16 protein-coding genes are annotated in these 17528 nt (G+C 70.0%); 12 read left to right on the top strand and 4 right to left on the bottom strand.

The window, feature by feature from the left end; all coding sequences use genetic code 11:
• Nucleotides 1-27: 27 nt before the first annotated feature.
• On the bottom strand, nt 28-1044 hold the full coding sequence (locus NE236_RS33460; RefSeq protein ID WP_252846229.1) for an alcohol dehydrogenase catalytic domain-containing protein: 1017 nt from the start codon (nt 1042-1044) through the stop codon (nt 28-30).
• A 144-nt stretch (nt 1045-1188) separates the two neighbouring features.
• Between NE236_RS33460 and NE236_RS33455 the strand changes: the two genes are divergently transcribed.
• On the top strand, nt 1189-1776 hold the full coding sequence (locus NE236_RS33455; protein WP_252846228.1) for a TetR/AcrR family transcriptional regulator: 588 nt from the start codon (nt 1189-1191) through the stop codon (nt 1774-1776).
• 321 nt (nt 1777-2097) lie between these two features.
• Here the strand turns inward: NE236_RS33455 and NE236_RS33450 are convergent, their stop codons facing one another.
• A complete protein-coding gene (locus NE236_RS33450; protein WP_252846227.1) occupies nt 2098-3309 on the bottom strand; it encodes an RNA-guided endonuclease InsQ/TnpB family protein in 1212 nt (403 codons plus the stop codon).
• 226 nt (nt 3310-3535) lie between these two features.
• Here NE236_RS33450 and NE236_RS33445 point away from each other — a divergent pair, with 226 nt between their 5' ends.
• Genes NE236_RS33445 through NE236_RS33430 form a run of 4 tightly spaced genes read left to right on the top strand, consistent with a single transcriptional unit; the run spans nt 3536 to nt 9078 of the window.
• On the top strand, nt 3536-4885 hold the full coding sequence (locus tag NE236_RS33445; protein ID WP_252846226.1) for a GNAT family N-acetyltransferase: 1350 nt from the start codon (nt 3536-3538) through the stop codon (nt 4883-4885).
• A 31-nt stretch (nt 4886-4916) separates the two neighbouring features.
• On the top strand, nt 4917-6350 hold the full coding sequence (locus NE236_RS33440; RefSeq protein WP_252846225.1) for an aspartate aminotransferase family protein: 1434 nt from the start codon (nt 4917-4919) through the stop codon (nt 6348-6350).
• The gene (gene iaaH / locus NE236_RS33435; protein WP_252846224.1) at nt 6347-7765 is read left to right on the top strand and encodes an indoleacetamide hydrolase; all 1419 of its coding nucleotides are present in this window, start codon (nt 6347-6349) and stop codon (nt 7763-7765) included. Before NE236_RS33440 ends, iaaH begins: the two co-directional genes overlap by 4 nt.
• Nucleotides 7766-7773: 8 nt before the next feature.
• The gene (locus tag NE236_RS33430; protein WP_252846223.1) at nt 7774-9078 is read left to right on the top strand and encodes a pyridoxal phosphate-dependent aminotransferase; all 1305 of its coding nucleotides are present in this window, start codon (nt 7774-7776) and stop codon (nt 9076-9078) included.
• Nucleotides 9079-9111: 33 nt separating this feature from the next.
• On the opposite strand, the gene NE236_RS33425 is transcribed toward NE236_RS33430, so the two are convergent.
• Nucleotides 9112-9909 (bottom strand): IclR family transcriptional regulator, encoded by a 798-nt coding sequence (locus tag NE236_RS33425; protein WP_252846222.1) that lies wholly within the window; start codon nt 9907-9909, stop codon nt 9112-9114.
• Nucleotides 9910-10050: 141 nt separating this feature from the next.
• Between NE236_RS33425 and NE236_RS33420 the strand changes: the two genes are divergently transcribed.
• The 7 genes from NE236_RS33420 (at nt 10051) to NE236_RS33390 (ending at nt 16967) form a co-directional block, all read left to right on the top strand.
• Nucleotides 10051-10983 carry a 5-dehydro-4-deoxyglucarate dehydratase gene (locus tag NE236_RS33420; protein WP_252846254.1) on the top strand — a complete coding sequence of 311 codons (933 nt, stop codon included), beginning with the start codon at nt 10051-10053 and terminating at the stop codon, nt 10981-10983.
• Nucleotides 10984-10996: 13 nt separating this feature from the next.
• Complete coding sequence (locus NE236_RS33415; RefSeq protein WP_252846221.1) at nt 10997-12289, top strand: enolase C-terminal domain-like protein; 1293 nt, start codon at nt 10997-10999, stop codon at nt 12287-12289.
• A gap of 151 nt (nt 12290-12440) precedes the next feature.
• Nucleotides 12441-13895 carry a GntP family permease gene (locus NE236_RS33410; RefSeq protein ID WP_252846220.1) on the top strand — a complete coding sequence of 485 codons (1455 nt, stop codon included), beginning with the start codon at nt 12441-12443 and terminating at the stop codon, nt 13893-13895.
• A 125-nt stretch (nt 13896-14020) separates the two neighbouring features.
• The gene (locus tag NE236_RS33405) at nt 14021-14482 is read left to right on the top strand and encodes a hypothetical protein (RefSeq protein ID WP_252846219.1); all 462 of its coding nucleotides are present in this window, start codon (nt 14021-14023) and stop codon (nt 14480-14482) included.
• Nucleotides 14483-14932: 450 nt separating this feature from the next.
• The gene (locus NE236_RS33400; protein ID WP_252846218.1) at nt 14933-15520 is read left to right on the top strand and encodes a GNAT family N-acetyltransferase; all 588 of its coding nucleotides are present in this window, start codon (nt 14933-14935) and stop codon (nt 15518-15520) included.
• A gap of 188 nt (nt 15521-15708) precedes the next feature.
• A complete protein-coding gene (locus tag NE236_RS33395) occupies nt 15709-16074 on the top strand; it encodes a GntR family transcriptional regulator (protein WP_252846217.1) in 366 nt (121 codons plus the stop codon).
• 218 nt (nt 16075-16292) lie between these two features.
• Nucleotides 16293-16967, top strand: a complete 675-nt coding sequence (locus NE236_RS33390) for a M15 family metallopeptidase (protein WP_252846216.1) — start codon at nt 16293-16295, stop codon at nt 16965-16967.
• On the opposite strand, the gene NE236_RS33385 is transcribed toward NE236_RS33390, so the two are convergent.
• Nucleotides 16919-17470, bottom strand: a complete 552-nt coding sequence (locus NE236_RS33385; RefSeq protein ID WP_252846215.1) for a P-loop NTPase family protein — start codon at nt 17468-17470, stop codon at nt 16919-16921. The two genes, NE236_RS33390 and NE236_RS33385, sit on opposite strands and share 49 nt — an antisense overlap.
• Nucleotides 17471-17528 lie beyond the last annotated feature (58 nt).

Raw genomic sequence — 17528 nt, 5'->3', positions numbered from 1 at the left:
ACACTCGTGTCGGCCCTGGCACCGGGCTCAGGCCGCCATGTCCAGGACCACGCGGAACCGGGCCTCGCCGGACAGCATGCGGGCGTAGGCCCGCGGCGCGTCCGTCAGCGGCATGACCTCGGTCATGGGGTGGATCCCGTGGCGCAGGCCGAAGGCCAGGTTGTCCTCGTTCTCGATCGGCGACCCGGTCAGGCTCCCGGTGACGGTGCGGGTGCCGAAGATCAGATCCGCGGTGCCGACCGTGATCGGGGAGGTGCCGGCCCCCACGACCACCATCCGGCCCTGCGGTTCCAGTCCGGAGATCAGCCCCGACATCGACGCGCCGTCGGCGGCCGTCGCGATGATCCCCGCCGCGCCGCCGAGCCGCTGCAACTCCGCGCCCGCGTCGCTGGCCGAAGCGTCGATGTAGTGATCGGCGCCGAACCGCCGGGCGAGTTCGGCCTTGGCGGCCCCCCGGGCGATGGCGGCCACCCGGTAGCCCAGGTGGCGGGCGTACTGCAGGCCCAGGTGGCCGAGACCACCGATGCCCTGGATCGCCACGAGCGCTCCCGGACGACCCTCCACCTGCTGCAACGCCTTGAAGGTCGTCAGACCGGCGCACAGCAGCGGTGCGGCCTCGACCGAGCTGATGCCGTCCGGGACGCGGACCAGTCCACTGCTCCTGGCCAGGATCATCTCGGCGTATCCGCCGTCGACGGTGGTGCCCGTCTGTGGCTGGTCGGTGCAGTTGACGAAGTCACCGCGCCGGCAGCGATCGCACTCGCCGCAGTGGCCGCCGAGAAAACCGACCCCGACACGTTCGCCGACGTGCCAGGCCCGGACACCCGGTCCGACCGCGTCGATGACCCCGACGACCTCGTGGCCGGGGACGACGGGACGCTCAGGGTCGGAGCGGACCCCTTCGACGGTGAGGACGTCGGTGTGGCAGATGCCGCAGGCCTCGACCCGGATACGCACATGACCCGGCGGAGGCTCCGGTGGCTCCCGCTCCACGAGTGCGAAGTCGTGTGCCCCCGTCACCTCGAAGGCCCGATATCCGGTCATGCCGTCTCCTCATGTCGCTACGACGCCGGACATGTTCGACCGACTCGGCCAATATGACCGGTCGTCTTAGCTCTGTCAAGCAGGCCTACCGCCGGTTGACAGGATTGAGACGACCGGCCATATTGGCGGCGGAGGTGGGTCGGTGTGGGCAGGCGGGGCGTACGCGAGGAGATCGTCGAGGCGGCTCTGGAGCGCTTCCACGTTCAGGGGTACAACGCGGCCGGCGTGAAGGTGATCACCGATGCGGCGGGCGTGCCGAAGGGGTCGTTCTACAACCACTTCGACAGCAAGGAGGCGCTCGCCGTCGTGGCCCTGCAGCGGTACGGCGACCGGCACCCCGTGCAGGAGTTGGCCGGGGGAGACGGCGAGCCGCTGGCCCGGCTACGCGCGCACTTCGAGTCGCTCCGCGACTACGTCGTGCGGCATGAGTTCACGCGCGGCTGTCTGATGGGCAACTTCGGCGCGGAGATCGCCGACCACAGCGACGTCATCCGCGATGCGGTCCGCCAGTGTCTTGCCCAGTGGACCGAGGCGATCGCCGTGGTGCTCACCGAGGCCCGGGAGGCCGGGGCCCTCCGCGCCGGCCTCGACCCGCGGGCCACGGCCGGGTTTCTCGTCGACGCCTGGGAGGGCTCCCTCATCAGAGCGCGCGCCGACCGCTCGGCCGACGCCTTCGAGTCCTTCTTCGCCCTGGTCTTCGGAACTCTCCTCCCGCAAGGCGGGGCGCCGTGATCGCCGTCGCCCGCGCCTCCTGACGTCGGAGTGACGCCGCTTCCGGGCGAGGACCACGGAGAGGTGCCCGCCCCGTGAGTCCCTGAACCGGTGAGGCGGTGGGTGCGGATCTTCCAGGAGGCGGGAAGGCGAGGGTATGGCCGGTAGGCCGTTCCGGACGCGCATCGTCGACCAAGCGAAACGTCCGAATTCCCGTGGTGCTCCGGGCTCGCGTGGTAGCTTCCGGAAATCGGTGGTGAGGTAAGAGAGGCCGGATTGACTTCCTCCCCCTTCTGAAGTGAAGAAGGGGGATTCCCATCGGCCTTGTGGCCGATCCGGCCTTTAGGCCGGGCGCCTCACGGCGCGGGTTTCCTGCTTCAGCGCCGGCTGCGGAAGGGAGGACCCTTGCCGTCTGACATCAGCTCCACAGGCATCACCAGAGGATCTCTCCCTGGCTACGGCTTGACCAGCCGCAACGATGTTCTTGGCCGCGTTGATGTCCCGGTCATGCCGGGTGCGGCAGCCCGGACACGTCCAGTGCCGGGTGGAAAGACTCAGCTCCGCGAGCAGGTACCCGCAAGCCGAGCAGGTCTTGGAAGACGGATACCAGCGATCGATCACCACGAGCGTGCGCCCGGTCCGTTCGGCCTTGTACTCCAACTGCCGGCGGAACTCCCCCCACCCCGCATCACTGATCACCCGCGCCAGCCTGCGGTTCTTCACCATGTTCTTGACCGCGAGGTCTTCGATCACGATGACATCCGCTCTGCGCACCAGGTTGGCGCTGGTGCGATGCAGGAAGTCGGCGCGGGCGTTACGGACCTTGCGGTGAGCGCGGGCGACCTTGGCCTTGGCCTTGCGCCGGTTGGCGCTCCCGCGCTGGCAGCGGGCCATCCGCCGCTGGTAGCGGGCGAGGTTGCGGGCCTTGCGCTCCAGGTGGCGGGGGTTGGCGATGCGTTCGGCGTCGGAGGTGACCGCGAAGTCCTTGATCCCCAGATCGATACCGATGGCGTGCCCGGCCTCATCGATGGGGTCGGGGGCGTCGGTGTCGATGGCGAACGTGACGTACCAGCGGCCGTCCGGATCCCGGGAGATGACGACCATGGTGGGGTTGAGCGTGGAGACCTCGACGTCGTCGAAGGACCACACGAACCGCAGCGGTGCCGTGGTTTTGGCCATGGACAACTCGCCGTTGTTCATCCGGAACGCCGAGCGGGTGTAGTGCGCGGTCTGCCGGGAGTTGCGGTTCTTGAACCGCGGGTACTTCGCGCGGCCGGCGAAGAAGTTCGCGAACGCCGCATGCTGATGCCGCAGCGTCTGCTGCAACGGAACCGACGACACCTCCGAGAGGAACGCCAGGTCTTCGGTCTTCTTCCATCCGGTCAAAGCGGCGTCGGTCTGCTTGTAGGAGGTCTTCTGGCCTCGCTGGTGGTACGCGGCGTGGCGTTCGGCGAGGGTCTTGTTCCACACCAGGCGCACACACCCGAACGTGCGGCTGAACACCGCCGCTTGTTCGGGGCCGGGGTAGGCCCGGCACTTGTACGCCGTCCGCATGACCGGAACCTTACACATGGCGCATGCACTTGTAAGGCGAATGACCGAACGTCGGCGGACTCCGTTCTCAGGCCGTCCCGGCTACGCCGGGCCGCTCCTGACGGAGCCCGGATTCCTCCCCGGCTGAAGGCCGGAGCATCCTCCGGAGGACTTAGGTGAAAGCGGCGCCTTCGCCGTCGGCGGTCCTCACTCGCCGCTCCTGCGATCGACCGCTGGTGGGGGTTTGATGACGGCGGATGTCCCGGTCACGGGAGAGATGCGGATCCCATTGGCGGACGGTCTCGTGGTGCGGCAGGCGACGGGGCGGGACCGGGACGCCCTCACCGGGCTTCAGGCCATGGTGCACGCCGGACCGGGCGGCACGCCCAGCGTCGCGGTCGGCACCTGGACGAGCGATCTCTTCGATTTCGAGCATCCGACCATGGACCTCGCCGACATCACCGTGGTCGAGGACCCGCGTACCGGCGCCGTCGTGTCGAGCCTGACGTTGGTGCGGCAGACCTGGTCGTACGCCGGTGTGCCGTTCGGCGTGGGGCGCCTGGAGCTCGTGGCGACGCATCCGGACTACCGCCGCCGGGGCCTGATCACCCGGCAGTTGCGCGCGCTGCACGAGCGGAGCGCCGAACGCGGAGACCTGGTGCAGGCCATCACCGACCTCATGTTCTTCCATGAGGAGTTCGGGTACCACATGGCGCTGACGCAGCGGGCGGGCCGCGGCGGCCGTACCCATGAGCTCCCGCCCGCGCCGGAGGAGGGCGAGCCGGTCACCCTCCGCCCGGCCACACCGGCCGACGTCCCGGCCCTCATCGCCATCGACCGTCACGCCCGTGCCAGATCGCTGCTCGCCTGCCCGCGGGACGAAGAGCACTGGCGGCACGAGCTGACCGGCCGCAGCCGCCAGAACATGTTGTACGACGAGCTGCTCATGGTCGAACGGGCGGGTGCACCGGCGGGATACGTCCTGCTCGGGTACGGCGGCATACCCAGCTTCCCGATCCCGCACTGGCTGCCCGGCCTGCCGTGCCCCGAGCAGGTGGTGTCGATCGCCGGGTTCGAGCTGATGCCCGAGGTCTCCTGGCAGGACACTGCGCCGAGTGTCGTCCGGCAGCTGACCGGCGAGGCCGGATACATGCTGTGGCTGGGCCGCGAGCATCCGGCGTACGACGTGCTGGGCGACCTGCTGGTCAGGCGGCCGCCGCACATGGGCTGGTTCCTCCGGGTCCCGGACCTTGTCCGGTTCCTCCGCACGGTGCGGCCGGTGCTCGAGGAGCGGCTGTCCGCTTCCGGCGCCGCCGGGTTCACGGGAGCACTGCGCCTGCACTTCTACACCCACGGGCTGCTGCTCCGGTTCCGGGAGGGCGCCCTCGTGCAGGTCGAGCCGTGGCCGGACCACAGCCGCCGGGGATCCGACGCGTCCATGCCGACGCAGATGTTCCTCCAGCTCCTTTTCGGCCATGCGGAGATCCCCGAGATCGCGCCGGCATTCCCCGACTTCCGCCTGCAGAACGACCGGGCGGCGGCCCTCCTCCCCGTTCTCTTCCCGAAGCGGCCGTCGCACATCTGGCCCTTCGTCTGACCCAGCCCCGACCGGAATCGAGACAGACCCGATGGCCCACCTCGCCGAAGACGCGGCGCGTCACGTACTCGACCGCTACGTCTCCCGTACGCCGACCTCGTCGAAGCTCCACGAAGAGGCGAAGAAATGGCTGCCGGGCGGGGACACCCGGACCATCAACCATTTCTCGCCGTACCCGGTCTTCATGTCCCATGGCGCCGGCTGCGTCCTGACCGACGTCGACGGCAACGAGTACCTCGACTTCTGCAACAACATGAGCGCGATCGTGCACGGCCACGCCCATCCCGTCCTGGTCCAGGCGGCGGCCGAGCAGATCTCCCTGGGTACCGCGCTGGGCACGGTGGCCGAGGTGCAGGTGCGTCACGCGGAGGCCGTCTGCCGGCGGGTCCCGTCGGTCGAAAGCGTGCGGTACTGCAATTCGGGCACCGAGGCGACGATGATGGCGCTGCGCGCCGCGCGGGCGTTCACCGGCCGGGACGTCATCGTCAAGATCGACGGCGGCTATCACGGGCTGCACGACGACGCCGAGATCAACATGTTCACCGGGATGACCGAGCCGCGGTATCCGCAGGCCGGGCTGCCCGAGTCCTTTCCCCTCGCGCAGCCGGCGCGAGGAGTGCCGGTCGGCCGGACGCGCGATGTTCTCCTCCTCCCGTACAACGACCTGGCCGCGGCCGAGGAACTCCTGGACCGCCGCGGCCAGGACATCGCGGCGCTGATCGTGGAGCCCATGATGGGGGCGGCCGGCTGCATCCCCGGCGACGTCGACTACCTGCGCGGTCTGCGGAGGCTCACCGCGGACCGCGGCGTACTGCTGATCTTCGACGAGTGCGCGACGTTCCGGATGGGGCCGTTGCAGGCGCGCTACGGCATCACGCCGGACCTCACCTCGCTGAGCAAGATCATCGGCGGCGGCCTGCCGCTCGGGGCGTTCGGCGGGCGCGCCGACATCATGGCGCAGTTCGACCCCACCCGCCCCAACCCCGTCTACCACGCCGGGGCCTTCGCCGGGAACAACCTCAGCCTCGCCGTCGGGCTGGCCGCCCTCGACACCTACGGCGCCGACGAGGTCACCCGGCTGAACGCGATGGGGGAGCGGCTGATCCGCGACATCCCGGTGGCGGCCCGCGAGGCGGGAGTAATGATGCAGGTGACGGGCGTCGGCTCCCTGGCGAACCTGCACTGGGGAGACGGGCCGATCCGGAGTCCGCAGGACGTGGCCGCCCGCGCGGCGGGCCTGGGCGATCTGCCGGAACTGCTCCACCTCGAGCTGATGAACCGCGGGGTGTACGTGTCCCGCCGCGGCCTGTTCGCGCTGTCCACGCCGATGACCGACGAGCATCTGGACACCTTCGTGACCGCCGTCCGCGACGCGCTCACCCAGCTTCGCCCCCACGTCGCCGAGCAGGCGCCGCATCTCCTGCACGAGGCTCCTGCCGCCTCCGGAACGGGGAGCCTGCGGTGAACCCCTCCGAACTGCCCCTGACCGAGGTCGCCGCCCACATCCGGCGCGGCGACCTGTCCGCCGTGGAGTACGCGACGGCGCTGCTGGAGCGGGTCGAGGACCACGCCCACCTGAACGCCTTCATCACGGTCGACGCCGACGCGCTGCTCTCCGCGGCCAAGAACGCCGATCAGGCCCAGGCCGGCGGAGAGCCCCTCGGCGTGCTGCACGGAGTGCCGATCGCCGTCAAGGACAACATCGACACCGTCGACCTGCCGACGACCGGCGGCACGCCCGCGCTGCGGACCCACCGGCCCGCCGCGGACGCCGACGCGGTACGACTCCTGCGGCAGGCCGGCGCGCTCGTCCTCGGCAAGACCAACCTCCACGAGCTCGCGTACGGGGTCACGAGCGGCAACGGCGCGTTCGGCCCGGTGGCCAACCCGTACGACACCGGCCGTATCGCGGGGGGAAGCAGCGGCGGAACCGCCGCCGCCGTCGCCGCGCGACTGGCGGCTGCGGGGCTCGGCACGGACACCGGCGGGTCGGTGCGCATGCCGGCGAGCCTGTGCGGCGTCGCCGGGCTGCGGCCGACCATGGGCCGGTACCCACAGCGGGGGATCATGCTGGTGTCGCGCACCCGCGACACCATCGGCCCGCTGGCCCGCACGGTCGCGGACGTCCGGCTGCTCGACACCGTGCTGAGCGGCGCCGACGAGGACACGGGAACCGTCGCCGACGCGCTCACCGGGGTGCGCCTCGGGGTCGTACGGCACCCGTTCGCCGAAGGCCTCGCCCCCGACCTCGCCCGGATCTTCGAGCGGCGCCTCGCCGAGCTCACCGCGTGCGGAGCCGACGTCGTCGACGTGGCGTTCCCCGCGCACGCGGGCGACCTCATCGCGAAGGCCGGGTTCCCCATCGCCTTCCACGAGACCACCCTCGACCTGCCCCGTTACCTGGAGGAGAGCGGTACGGGTCTGTCCCTGGCCGAGGTCGTCGAGCGGTGCGGCAGCGCCGACGTCCGGGGGATCCTCGCCGGCCTGCTCGGCGATGCCGCCGTGGCGCCCGCCGACTACCGGGAGGCCCTGACCGTCCACCGGCCCGCCCTGGACGCGATGGTGCGCGAGGTCTTCGCCGAGAACGGGCTCACCGCGCTCGTCTGGCCGACCACGCCGCTCACGGCCGCCCCGATCGGCTCGGAGGAGGTGAGCCTGGGCGGCGAGCGCGTCTCCGCCTTCCTCGCCTACACGCGCACCACCAACCTGGGCAGCATCGTCGGCTGGCCCGGAGTGAGCGTCCCGGCCGGACTCGACGACGCCGGCCTGCCGATCGGGTTCGCACTGGACGGCCTCCCCGGAAGCGACCCCGCGCTGCTTCGCGTCGCGGAGGCGTGCGAGCACGTCTTCGGGCCGCTCCCCGAGCCCGCGGGACGGTGAGGAGACCCATGTCCGTTCCCTACCCCGAGGTCATCGCCGGCCCCGAACTGTCGACGCGCTTTCCCGACACGGCCCTGGTCTCGGGTTACCTCGACGCCGGAAGCCCGGCGGGCGACCTCATCTATCTGGGGTTCGGCGAGACGTGGACCCAGGCCGCGCCCGGCCTGATGGCGGCGCTGGCCGAGCTGCCACGGCACTCCCACGGGTACGTCATCTCCCAGTACGGCCTGCCCCGGCTCCAGCGCACACTGCGCTCGTACATCCCCATGACGCATCGGCTCCCCGAGGACGTCCAGGCCGGCCGCGACTACGAGGTCGCCGCGATCGGCGGTGGCACCCGCAACGCGATGTTCGACTTCGCGCGGCTGCTGCGGGCCGACCCCGGATACGGTCCGGCCGTGGGCCGGATCCCGGTCGCCGTCGCCCCGATGCCCGGCTGGGACTACGCGGGGGTCCTCGAACCCCTCGGCTACCGCATGCGGTACCTACGGCTGAGGGCCGACGGCGGCCCCGAACCCGGTGACCTCGCGGAGTTGCTCGGCGACGTCGCCGCCGACCCCGCCGAGCAGGCGGCGCTCATCGTCATCAACGCCCAGCACAACCCGACCGGCGCGAACTGGCCCGCCGACACCGTACGGGACATGGTCCGCCAGGCGCTCTCCGCGGGCGCCGCGATCCTGCTCGACGACGCCTACTACGGGGTCCACGATCCACGGCTGACCCCCACGTCCGCCCTCCGCGTGCTCCTGGAGGAAATGGCCACGGCCCCACCGGAGGCGCGGCGACGCTGGCTGGCGGTACGGTCGCTCGGCAAGCAGTTCCACTGCAACGGCTGGGGCATCGGCGCGATGACCGCCCACCCCCAGACGCTCGACGCCCTCGTCAACACCCTGCAGTTCCAGCGCTCCTTCGCGAGCGCGATACCCCTGCAGGAGGCGATGGCGACCTGGCTGACCGACGAGGAGTCACAGCACTACCTGGACGACCTCGGCCGCGAATACTCGCGAAAACGCGCCGTCGTCCGGGACGTCCTGACGTCGGAGCACGGCTACCCGCAGGACGCGTTCCAGCTGGGGGAGTTCGCTCCGTACGCGCGGATGCAGGTCCCGCCCGCGTGGCAGGGGAAGCCGGACGCGGTGCGCGAGTTCCGTGAGGAGTGCCTCCGGCGTACGGGGGTCCTGGTGGGCGTCGACCGCTGGAGCACCGGGGCCGACGAGGAGACGGCGTGGTTCCGCCTGTTCCTCGGTCCGCCCCTCCCGGTCATCGCCGAGGCCCTCACCCGCCTCGCCAAGGCCGGCTACCGCTGGACCTGAGCGGTGTCCCCTCACTCTGAGGTCGTCGTCCGGTCAGCGCCAGACGACGGAGAGGGCCGGAGAGGCGGTGGCGGTCTCGATCGCGGAGCGTACCTCCTCGAGTGCGGCGATGACGTCGCTCTCCAACTCCGGGGTGAGGCGTGACTTCGGGATCGAGCAGCTGAGGGCGTCGGTGACGACCGGGTCGTAGCGGAGGGCGACACCGATGCAGTGCAGGCCGGCGGTGTTCTCGCCGTCGTCGATGGCGTAGCCGCGGCGGCGGGTCTCCGCGAGGTCGGCGAGCAGGGCGTCGCGGTCGCACAGGGTGTTCGGGGTGAGCCGCTCCGGCTCGGCGGGGAGCAGGGCGCCGACCTCCTCGTCCGTACGCTCGGCGAGGGTCGCCTTGCCCAGGGACGTGGCGTGCACGGGAAGCCGCCGGCCGACGCGGCTGAACGGGCGCCGGTAGTGCTTGGACTCGCGGGTGGCGAGGTAGACCATGTCCGTGCCGTCGAGCCGGGCGAAGTGCAGCGTCTCCCCGAGTTCGGCCGCGAGCGCGTCCATGTGCGGCTTGAGCATCGCGAGGCGGGGGTCGTCGTCGAGGTAGGCCGTGCCGACCAGGAGGGCGCGGATGCCGATGGAGTACAGCGACCCGGTGGCGTCGGTGCGCACCCAGCCGCGGTTGACGAGGGTCTGCAGCAAGGCGTAGAGACTACTGCGGGGGATGTCGATCCGTTCGGCGAGGTCGCGGAGCGTCACCACCCTGCCCTGGAGCGCCGCGAGCACCTCGAGGACCTCGACGGTCCGCCCGGCCGACTTCACGTCGCGCACGCCCCGCCGTTGCTCCGTGCTCACAGATCTCCTTCCCGCCGTCCTGTCCGTCATCCTGTCACGTCCATGTTGCGGATGAATTGCGAGCTCTTGACGTCCTGGCACGCTCCCATGCATAGTCTCCCACCATAACTGCTGTCTACATATGGAGATGACGTGCGAGATATGGACTCGGTCGCCGCCGTGCGCACGGCCGCGCTCCGTGCCGGAATGGGGCGCGCGGTGTTGTCCTTTCCGCTGACGGCGTTCTCCGGGAGCGGCGACCTGGACCTCGGCGCGTACCGTGCTCTCCTGGAGCATCAGCTCGCCGCATCGCCGGGCGCGCTGTTCGTCTGCTGCGGGACGGGCGAGTTCTTCAGCCTCGACGTGGAGGAGTACACCGCCTGCGTGCGGGCGGCGGTCGGGCTCGCGCCGCCGGAGATCCCCGTCGTCGCGGGTGCCGGGTACGGCGTCGCGCTGGCCACCCGGTTCGTCAAGGCCGCCGAGGAGGCCGGGGCCGGGGCGGTCCTTCTCCTGCCGCACTACCTGACCGAGGCCCCGCAGGCGGGGCTCGCCGAGCACGTACGGAGGGTCGCCGGGGCGACCACCCTGCCGGTGATCATCTATCACCGAGGCCAGGCCCGGTACGCGGTGGACACGGTCACGGCCCTGGCGGCGGAGGTGCCCAACCTCGCCGGGCTCAAGGACGGCACCGGCGACATCGAACACCTCCAGGCGCTGCGGCTGGCGATGCCGCCGGAGTTCCTGTTCTTCAACGGCGTGCCGACCGCCGAGCTTCAGGCCCGCGCCTACGCGGCGATCGGCATCCCCGCGTACTCCTCGGCCGTGCACGCCTTCGCCCCCGAGATCGCCGGGGCGTTCCACGCCGCGCTGCGCGCGGGCGACGATGCGACCGCCGACCGCCTGCTGTCCGGCTTCTACCTGCCACTGGCCCGGATCCGCGACCGGACGGCCGGGTACGCGGTGTCGCTCGTCAAGGCCGGAGCCCGGCTGCGCGGCCTGCCGGCCGGCCCCGTGCGCCCGCCACTCGCCGACCCTGGACCCGAGGACCTGGCCGACCTCGAGCGCGTCCTCACCGCAGGCCTCGAGCTGATCTGAGTTGGGAGCACCGATGAGCGACCTGCGCATCGCCGATGTGCGCGTCACCCCTGTCCTCGTCGAGGACCCGCCGCTGCTGAACCTGCAGGGCGTACACCAGCCGTACACCCCACGCGCGATCGTCGAGGTGGAGACCGAGGACGGCGTCGTGGGCCTGGGGGAGACCTACGGCGACGACGAGTATCTCGAGCCGCTGCGGACGGTGGCAGCGCTGCTGCCCGGCCGTTCGGTCGCGTCCTCCGAGAGCCTGTGGGAGATCGTGGCCGGCGCGCTCGACGAGAGCGCGGTGAGCGGTTCGCTCACCGACGACCTGCAGGCCCGGCGGCTGTTCGGCCGGCAGAACCTCACCAAGCTGCACGCGATCGTCGTGTCGGCGTTCGAGGTCGCCTTCCTGGACGCGATGGGCCGGTCCTTGGGGCTGCCCGTGCACCAACTGCTCGGCGGCAAGGTGCGCGACCACGTCGACTTCGCGGGCTACCTCTTCTACAAGTGGGAGAAGCACCCGGTCGCCGACGCGCCCGTCGACGACTGGGGCCCGGCCCTCGACCCGGACGGCGTCGTCGCCCAGGCGCGGCGGATGATCGACGAGTACGGCTTCGCCTCGCTGAAGCTCAAGGGCGGCGTCTTCCCGCCCGACGAGGAGATCGCCGCGACCCGGGCGCTGCACGACGCGTTCCCGGGCGTCCCGCTGCGCCTGGACCCGAACGGCGCCTGGTCCGTGGACACCGGCACAAGGGTCGCCGAGGCCCTGAGCGACACGGTCGAGTACCTCGAGGACCCCTGCACGGGCGTCGAGGCCATGGCCGAGGTCCACCGCCGTACCGGAGTGCCCCTCGCGACCAACATGTGCGTCACCTCGATGCGGGAGATCCCTGCGGCGTTCCGCGCCGACGCCGTGCAGGTCGTCCTGTGCGACCACCACTTCTGGGGCGGCCTGCGCGCCACCCAGGCCCTGGCGCGGATCTGCGCGACGTTCGGCGTCGGCCTGTCCATGCACTCCAACACCCACCTGGGCATCAGTCTGGCGGCGATGACCCAGGCGGCCGCCTGCGCCCCAGGCCACCTGCACGCCTGCGACACGCACCGGCCGTGGCAGACCGAGGACGTCATCACGGAGCCTCACGTGTTCCGCGACGGCGCGCTGACCGTCTCGGACGCGCCCGGCCTGGGCGTCGAGCTCGACCGTGCCGCGCTCGCCCGCTACCACGAGCGCTGGCGCGCCAGTGATGTGCGATCCCGCGACGACGTCGCCGCGATGCGGGTCGTCGACTCCGGCTGGACCGCCGCGTCGATCCCGCGCTGGTAGCACCCCCGTCTCCCGGTCGGCCGGCCCCGCCGCCGGCCGACCGGGCCGGGCCCGTCCCGATGGGCCCTCTCCCTCCCCTTCCCCTCCTCCTGGCGTTCCCGGGCGTGCCGGTCGACGGCTCGCCCACTCCCCCTACCTTCCGGGACTGCCGATGCACACCACCACCCACCTGCCGGACTGGGGCCTCGCCCTGCTGGCCCTCGCCGGCATCGCCGCCCTGCTCCTCCTCGTCATCAAGATCCGCCTGCACGCCGTCCTCGCCCTGCTCATCGTCAGCGTCGGTGTGGCGATGGCGGCGGGGATGCCGGTCAAGGACATCCCCGATGTCCTCGCCGGCGGCTTCGGCGACACGCTCGGCTCCGTCGCCATCATCATCACCCTCGGCGCGATGCTCGGCCGGATGCTGGAGATGGCCAACGGTGCCGAGGTGCTGTCACGTGCCATGATCCGCCGTTTCGGCGAGGACCGCGCGCCGCTCGCGATGGGCGTGACCGCCCTCATCTTCGGCATCCCGATGTTCGTCGACGCGGCGTGGATCGTGCTGCTGCCGCTGATGTTCGCCGTCACCCGTACGTCGCGCAAGCCGCTGATCGCCGTGGCGTTGCCCGCCGTCGGCGCCCTTGCGATGACCAACGCGGTGCTGCCCCCGCACCCCGGTCCGGTGACCGCCGCCGGCCTGCTGCACGTCAGCCTCGGCTGGGTGACGGTCTTCGGCATCGTGTGCGGGCTGCCCGCCTGGCTCTTGGGGAGCTACGCGTACGGCCTGTGGATCGGCCCGCGGATGAGCGAGGTCACGGTCCCGGAGGACCTGTCGATCGCCGGTGAGGGCGAGCCGGCCGACGACGGACACGGCTCCGGAAACGGCGCGGGCGGCGGCGAGGCCGCCGTGGCCGGCAAGCGGACGACGGCAGTGGCCTCCCGTGCCGTCGAGAACCCGCCGTCGCTGGCGAGCGTGCTCGCGGTCGTCCTGCTGCCGATGGTGTTGATCATGCTCAACACCTTCTCCACCGTGCTCCTGAAGGAGGGCTCCACCGCACAGAACGTCCTGGAGTTCGTCGGCGACCCGATCATCGCACTGGGGATCACGGTGCTCGGCGCGCTCTACATCTTCGGCGTACGGCGCGGGCTGAGCGGCAAGCACCTCGAACAGGCGGCCAACGCCTCCCTCGGGCCGATCGCGTCGGTGACGCTCGTCATCGGGGCGGGCGGGATGTTCGCGGCCGTGCTGAAGAAGACCGGCGTGGGCAGTGCCCTGGCGCACCTGCTCGGCAACGCCGGGGTGCCGACGCTCGTCCTGGCGTTCGTGCTCGCCGCCGCGCTGCGGGTGGCCCTCGGGTCCAAGACGGTCGCGATCGTCACCACCGCGCCCATCGTCGCGCCGCTCGCCGCCCAGTCCCACTTCGGTCAGGCGCAGTTGGCCCTCGTCGTCATCGCGATCGCCGCCGGAGGAACGGTGCTGTCGCACGTGAACGACGCGGGGTTCTGGCTGATGAACCGCTACTTCCGGCTGACCATCCCGCAGACGCTGAAGTCCTGGACGGTGATGGAGACGCTGATGGGCGTGACCGCCTTCCTGATCGCCCTGGTCATCAGCCTGTTCCTCTAACAGCCGCACGCGGGGGCCGTCGACCGGCCCCCGCGTGCCGCGCGCCCTCGGTCGAGTTGGAACGTAGTCCAATTCCGCAGGGAAACGTTCTACTTCGGAATGTATTCCGAACTAACGTTGTCGCCATGCCCAGCCCCACCGTGTCGTTCTCCGAACTGTCGAAGAACTCAAAGCGGGTCGCCGAAACCGTTGAACGTGCTCAGCGGGTGCATGTCACACGCCGCGATGGAGAGGATCTGTACCTCACCACCGAGCGTCATGATCGCCAGCGCGAAGAGACCGCCGACATCACCACCCGCCTCTTCACCGCGCTGATCAGTAGCGACGAAGGTGCTCGAGCGGCCCTGCTGGCTCTTCCCCAGGTCTTTCCCTGGGTTCGACACCTTTCCGCCGCCGAAGCGCGCGAGTTCGTCGTCGACCTCGTCGACGCGATCCGTGACGCCACCGACCTTGACGTGCACTCCAACCTGCATCGCGTCATCGTGGAGTGGCGTGCCACCGCCAGGATCCTCGCAGATCCGGAGCTGACGGCGCGGCTCACCACGCGGCTTCCGAGAGAGGATCACGGAGAGGTGTCCGCTCCGTGAGTCCTAAACGCGGCGACGACGTCCCGCCGCCACCGATGCGGGTGGGTCCGCAAGACCACGGGCGCGAAATGCGAGCGAAAGTGCCACCCACCTCGCCGCCCAGCGGTCAGCCTCGTCCCGAGTCGGCCGATCCGCGACAAGCTCAACGAATCGATCTTCGATTTCATCAAGAGTCGGCCGACTGCCGGCATCCATGCCCTGACTGTACATAAAGGGCAAATGTTGCTTGATGCGGCACTAGATCAATAGCGGCAGCCGTCCGTCTCATCTCCTGATCTGCTGCCTGCGATCCGACGGCAATGACGGTCTGCGGTCAGGCGATTCCTGCTGATCAGCCCAGGGTGTGGTCGGTGGTCTCGGGTGGAAGCGGCTTGCCGCGGCTGCTCGCTCCCGGACTATAGGGCCTGGAAGCACGGAACAAACAAAACTCTGAAAGTGAGGAAATCTCGCATGTCCGAGATCCCTAAAACATACTCCCCGCCCTCCGGCGATGCCTGCGCTCGGGCCAACGGTGTCTCTCTGCCGGGTGGCCGGGTCGACCTGCGGAGGATCTCCGCCGAGGACAGGTGCAGGTTCACCGAGCTGGCCGCCGCCAGCTCCGAACTGCACCGGCCGTGGATCTCCCTGCCGATCACGCCCGACGGCTTCGACCGCTACCTGGCCAGGTTCGACCAGGACACGGCGGTGGGCTTCGTGGTATGTCTGCGGGGAAACCCCACCGATCTAGTGGGGTTCGTCACCATCAAGCGGATCGAGTACGCCCCGTACTGGAAGGGCGTGCTGGGGTACGGGGCGTTCGTGCCCTGGCACGGCCGCGGGTACATGACCGAGGGCGTCGCCCTGGCGGTCCGTTATGGCTTCGAGAGGCTTGGGCTCCACCGGCTGGAGGCCGACATCGAACCGGAGAACATGGTGGCCCAGAATCTGGCCGAGAACGTCGGGCTGCGCCGGGAGGGGTTCTCCCCCGGTCTGATCAGGATCGGCGGGGTCTGGCGCGACTTCGAGCGCTGGGCGATCATCGCCGAGTCGATGAACTGAGGGTCACCGGCAGCGGACCGCGACGAGCGGGCTGCTGGAGACCATGAAGCGATCATCATGAGTGCCCATTGGGCATCCGCGATGAACTGACCAGGCGAGTACTAAGACCGGCCCGCCCTCACTGGGCGGGCCGGTTCTCTTAATTCGGAAGATCTGGTGGGCTAGGCGTCCGTGATTTCCCAGGCGCCGTGGCGGACCCGCCGTACCGCGACATCGAGCGCAAGCTTGAGTCGCGCATCGATGCAGGCGAGCGGGCTGCAGGTGAGACGCTCCCGCACATGGAAGACCTCGCGCGGCACTACGGCGTATCTGGGAACACCGTCGCACGAGCTATCGTGGGACTGGCCGATCGCGGGCGGTTAGTCGTTTCCCGCAGCCGGGAGCGGAGGGCTGTGGATCACCACATCACTCCAAGGCCAAGGAAGCGCCGATCACCGACACGCGGCAGATGGCCGTCGCGTTCTCTGGTGTTTCGTGAGACGGGAAATTTCCCGTCTCACGAAACACTCGCCGACAAGCACCCACGGCTAGCGACCTGCACACGCAGCCTGTGACCGGGACCGAGCACCCCAGCGAGGTTCGCCGAGGTTCGTGGGGGACCGCCGGGTTGGGCGGCCTCTTAGGCGGCCCGCCCGTACGTCGGCCATTGGCCACATGGCTCATGCGAGCTTCTTAAGCGGCCGAGCTGCGACCAAAGGCAGGGGAGACCAGCGGTCGGGCCTGGATGGTCTGCGCTCGACCGTGGTCGGCTGAAGCCTGGGATCATCGTTGGATGGACGAGATCATCTTGATGTCGGATGCCAGAGTCGCCGCCGTGCCGGTGCGGGAGTGCGGTGAGAGCCTCATGGACGTTCGACGCGATGCCTCGCTGCTGACCGGTGTGTGGCCAGAAGATGAGCCAGCGGCGTATTTCGTGCGAGAAGGCGTTTTTGACCGGCTGCTCAAGGCGCAGGCGTCGTTGCCCGCAGATACACGCCTGCTGCTCGTCGAAGGCTACCGGCCCTTGTCACTGCAACAGCAGTACTTCAAGGGATACGCCGACCAGCTTCATGCCGAAAATCCTGACTGGTCCGATGAGCAGATCATTAAGGCCGCAAGCCGCTTCGTCTCCCCGCCGGAGATCGCGCCGCACAGCGCGGGAGCGGCCATCGATCTCACCCTCGTCGACGCGGACGGCCGTGAGCTCGACCTCGGCACCCCGATCGACGCCAGCCCCGAAGAAAGCGCTGGTGCCTGCTACACCGCCGCTGCCAACATCAGCGATGAGGCGCGCGCCAACAGGGAGATCCTGTCGGCGGCCCTGACGGCTGCGGGCCTGGTGAACTACCCGACGGAATGGTGGCACTGGTCCTTCGGCGACCGCTACTGGGCCCTGACCACCGAAGCGGCCGCCGCGCTCTATGGGCCCTGCCCCTCGCTGCCGGCGGGCGCTCCCGTCCATGGCTGAAGACTCTCGAAGCGTGCGGCGAGCGCGTTGGCTGCACGGCGGGACTTGATGATGTGCACCTGGGTGTGATCGGCGTGCTCGGAGATCAACGCGCGGACGCGCGGGGCCATGGTGCGGCGGTAGCCCCAGACGTACTTGATGAAGTTCCAGGTGATTCGGTCGTACACGCCGGTCTCATCATCCTGGCCGCCACCGTGTCGTAGGCGACGCTGGGCGACGCCGCGCAGGCAGGAGATCGGCGACAGGTCGAGGAAGACGACCGTGTCGGCACGCTTGAGCCGGATCGGAAGGGTCGCGGCGTAATTGCCATCGAGCACCCACCGCTCTGCGGCAACGATCTCTTCCTGCAACGCGGTGAACTTCTGCTTCGGCAGGGTGTTCCACTCGCTGTCGTAGTAGACGGCGTCGAGGTGGGTGACCGGCGCGTTGAGCGCGGCCCCGAGCCTGCGCGCGATGGTCGTCTTGCCGCTGCCACCGCAGCCGATGATCGCGACCCTGTCCATGCTTTCGTAGGCTACTGAGGGATCGCTATCGGGGTGGTCGGACGCGCAGGTGACGAAT

Source organism: Actinoallomurus purpureus, from assembly GCF_024055795.1.
Lineage (GTDB): Bacteria > Actinomycetota > Actinomycetes > Streptosporangiales > Streptosporangiaceae > Actinoallomurus > Actinoallomurus purpureus.
Note: the sequence above shows the minus strand (reverse complement) of the source record. Positions and strands in the feature narration are given on the sequence as shown.

Excerpts from the sequence above, each read along its gene's own strand:
- NE236_RS33390 (WP_252846216.1), top strand. The coding sequence starts at position 16,293 with ATGGACGAGATCATCTTGATGTCGGATGCCAGAGTCGCCGCCGTGCCG.
- NE236_RS33410 (WP_252846220.1), top strand. The coding sequence starts at position 12,441 with ATGCACACCACCACCCACCTGCCGGACTGGGGCCTCGCCCTGCTGGCC.
- NE236_RS33415 (WP_252846221.1), top strand. The coding sequence starts at position 10,997 with ATGAGCGACCTGCGCATCGCCGATGTGCGCGTCACCCCTGTCCTCGTC.
- NE236_RS33450 (WP_252846227.1), bottom strand. The coding sequence starts at position 3,309 with ATGCGGACGGCGTACAAGTGCCGGGCCTACCCCGGCCCCGAACAAGCG.
- NE236_RS33405 (WP_252846219.1), top strand. The coding sequence starts at position 14,021 with ATGCCCAGCCCCACCGTGTCGTTCTCCGAACTGTCGAAGAACTCAAAG.
- NE236_RS33385 (WP_252846215.1), bottom strand. The coding sequence starts at position 17,470 with ATGGACAGGGTCGCGATCATCGGCTGCGGTGGCAGCGGCAAGACGACC.
- NE236_RS33440 (WP_252846225.1), top strand. The coding sequence starts at position 4,917 with ATGGCCCACCTCGCCGAAGACGCGGCGCGTCACGTACTCGACCGCTAC.
- NE236_RS33430 (WP_252846223.1), top strand. The coding sequence starts at position 7,774 with ATGTCCGTTCCCTACCCCGAGGTCATCGCCGGCCCCGAACTGTCGACG.
- NE236_RS33460 (WP_252846229.1), bottom strand. The coding sequence starts at position 1,044 with ATGACCGGATATCGGGCCTTCGAGGTGACGGGGGCACACGACTTCGCA.
- NE236_RS33420 (WP_252846254.1), top strand. The coding sequence starts at position 10,051 with ATGGACTCGGTCGCCGCCGTGCGCACGGCCGCGCTCCGTGCCGGAATG.
- NE236_RS33400 (WP_252846218.1), top strand. The coding sequence starts at position 14,933 with ATGTCCGAGATCCCTAAAACATACTCCCCGCCCTCCGGCGATGCCTGC.
- NE236_RS33445 (WP_252846226.1), top strand. The coding sequence starts at position 3,536 with ATGACGGCGGATGTCCCGGTCACGGGAGAGATGCGGATCCCATTGGCG.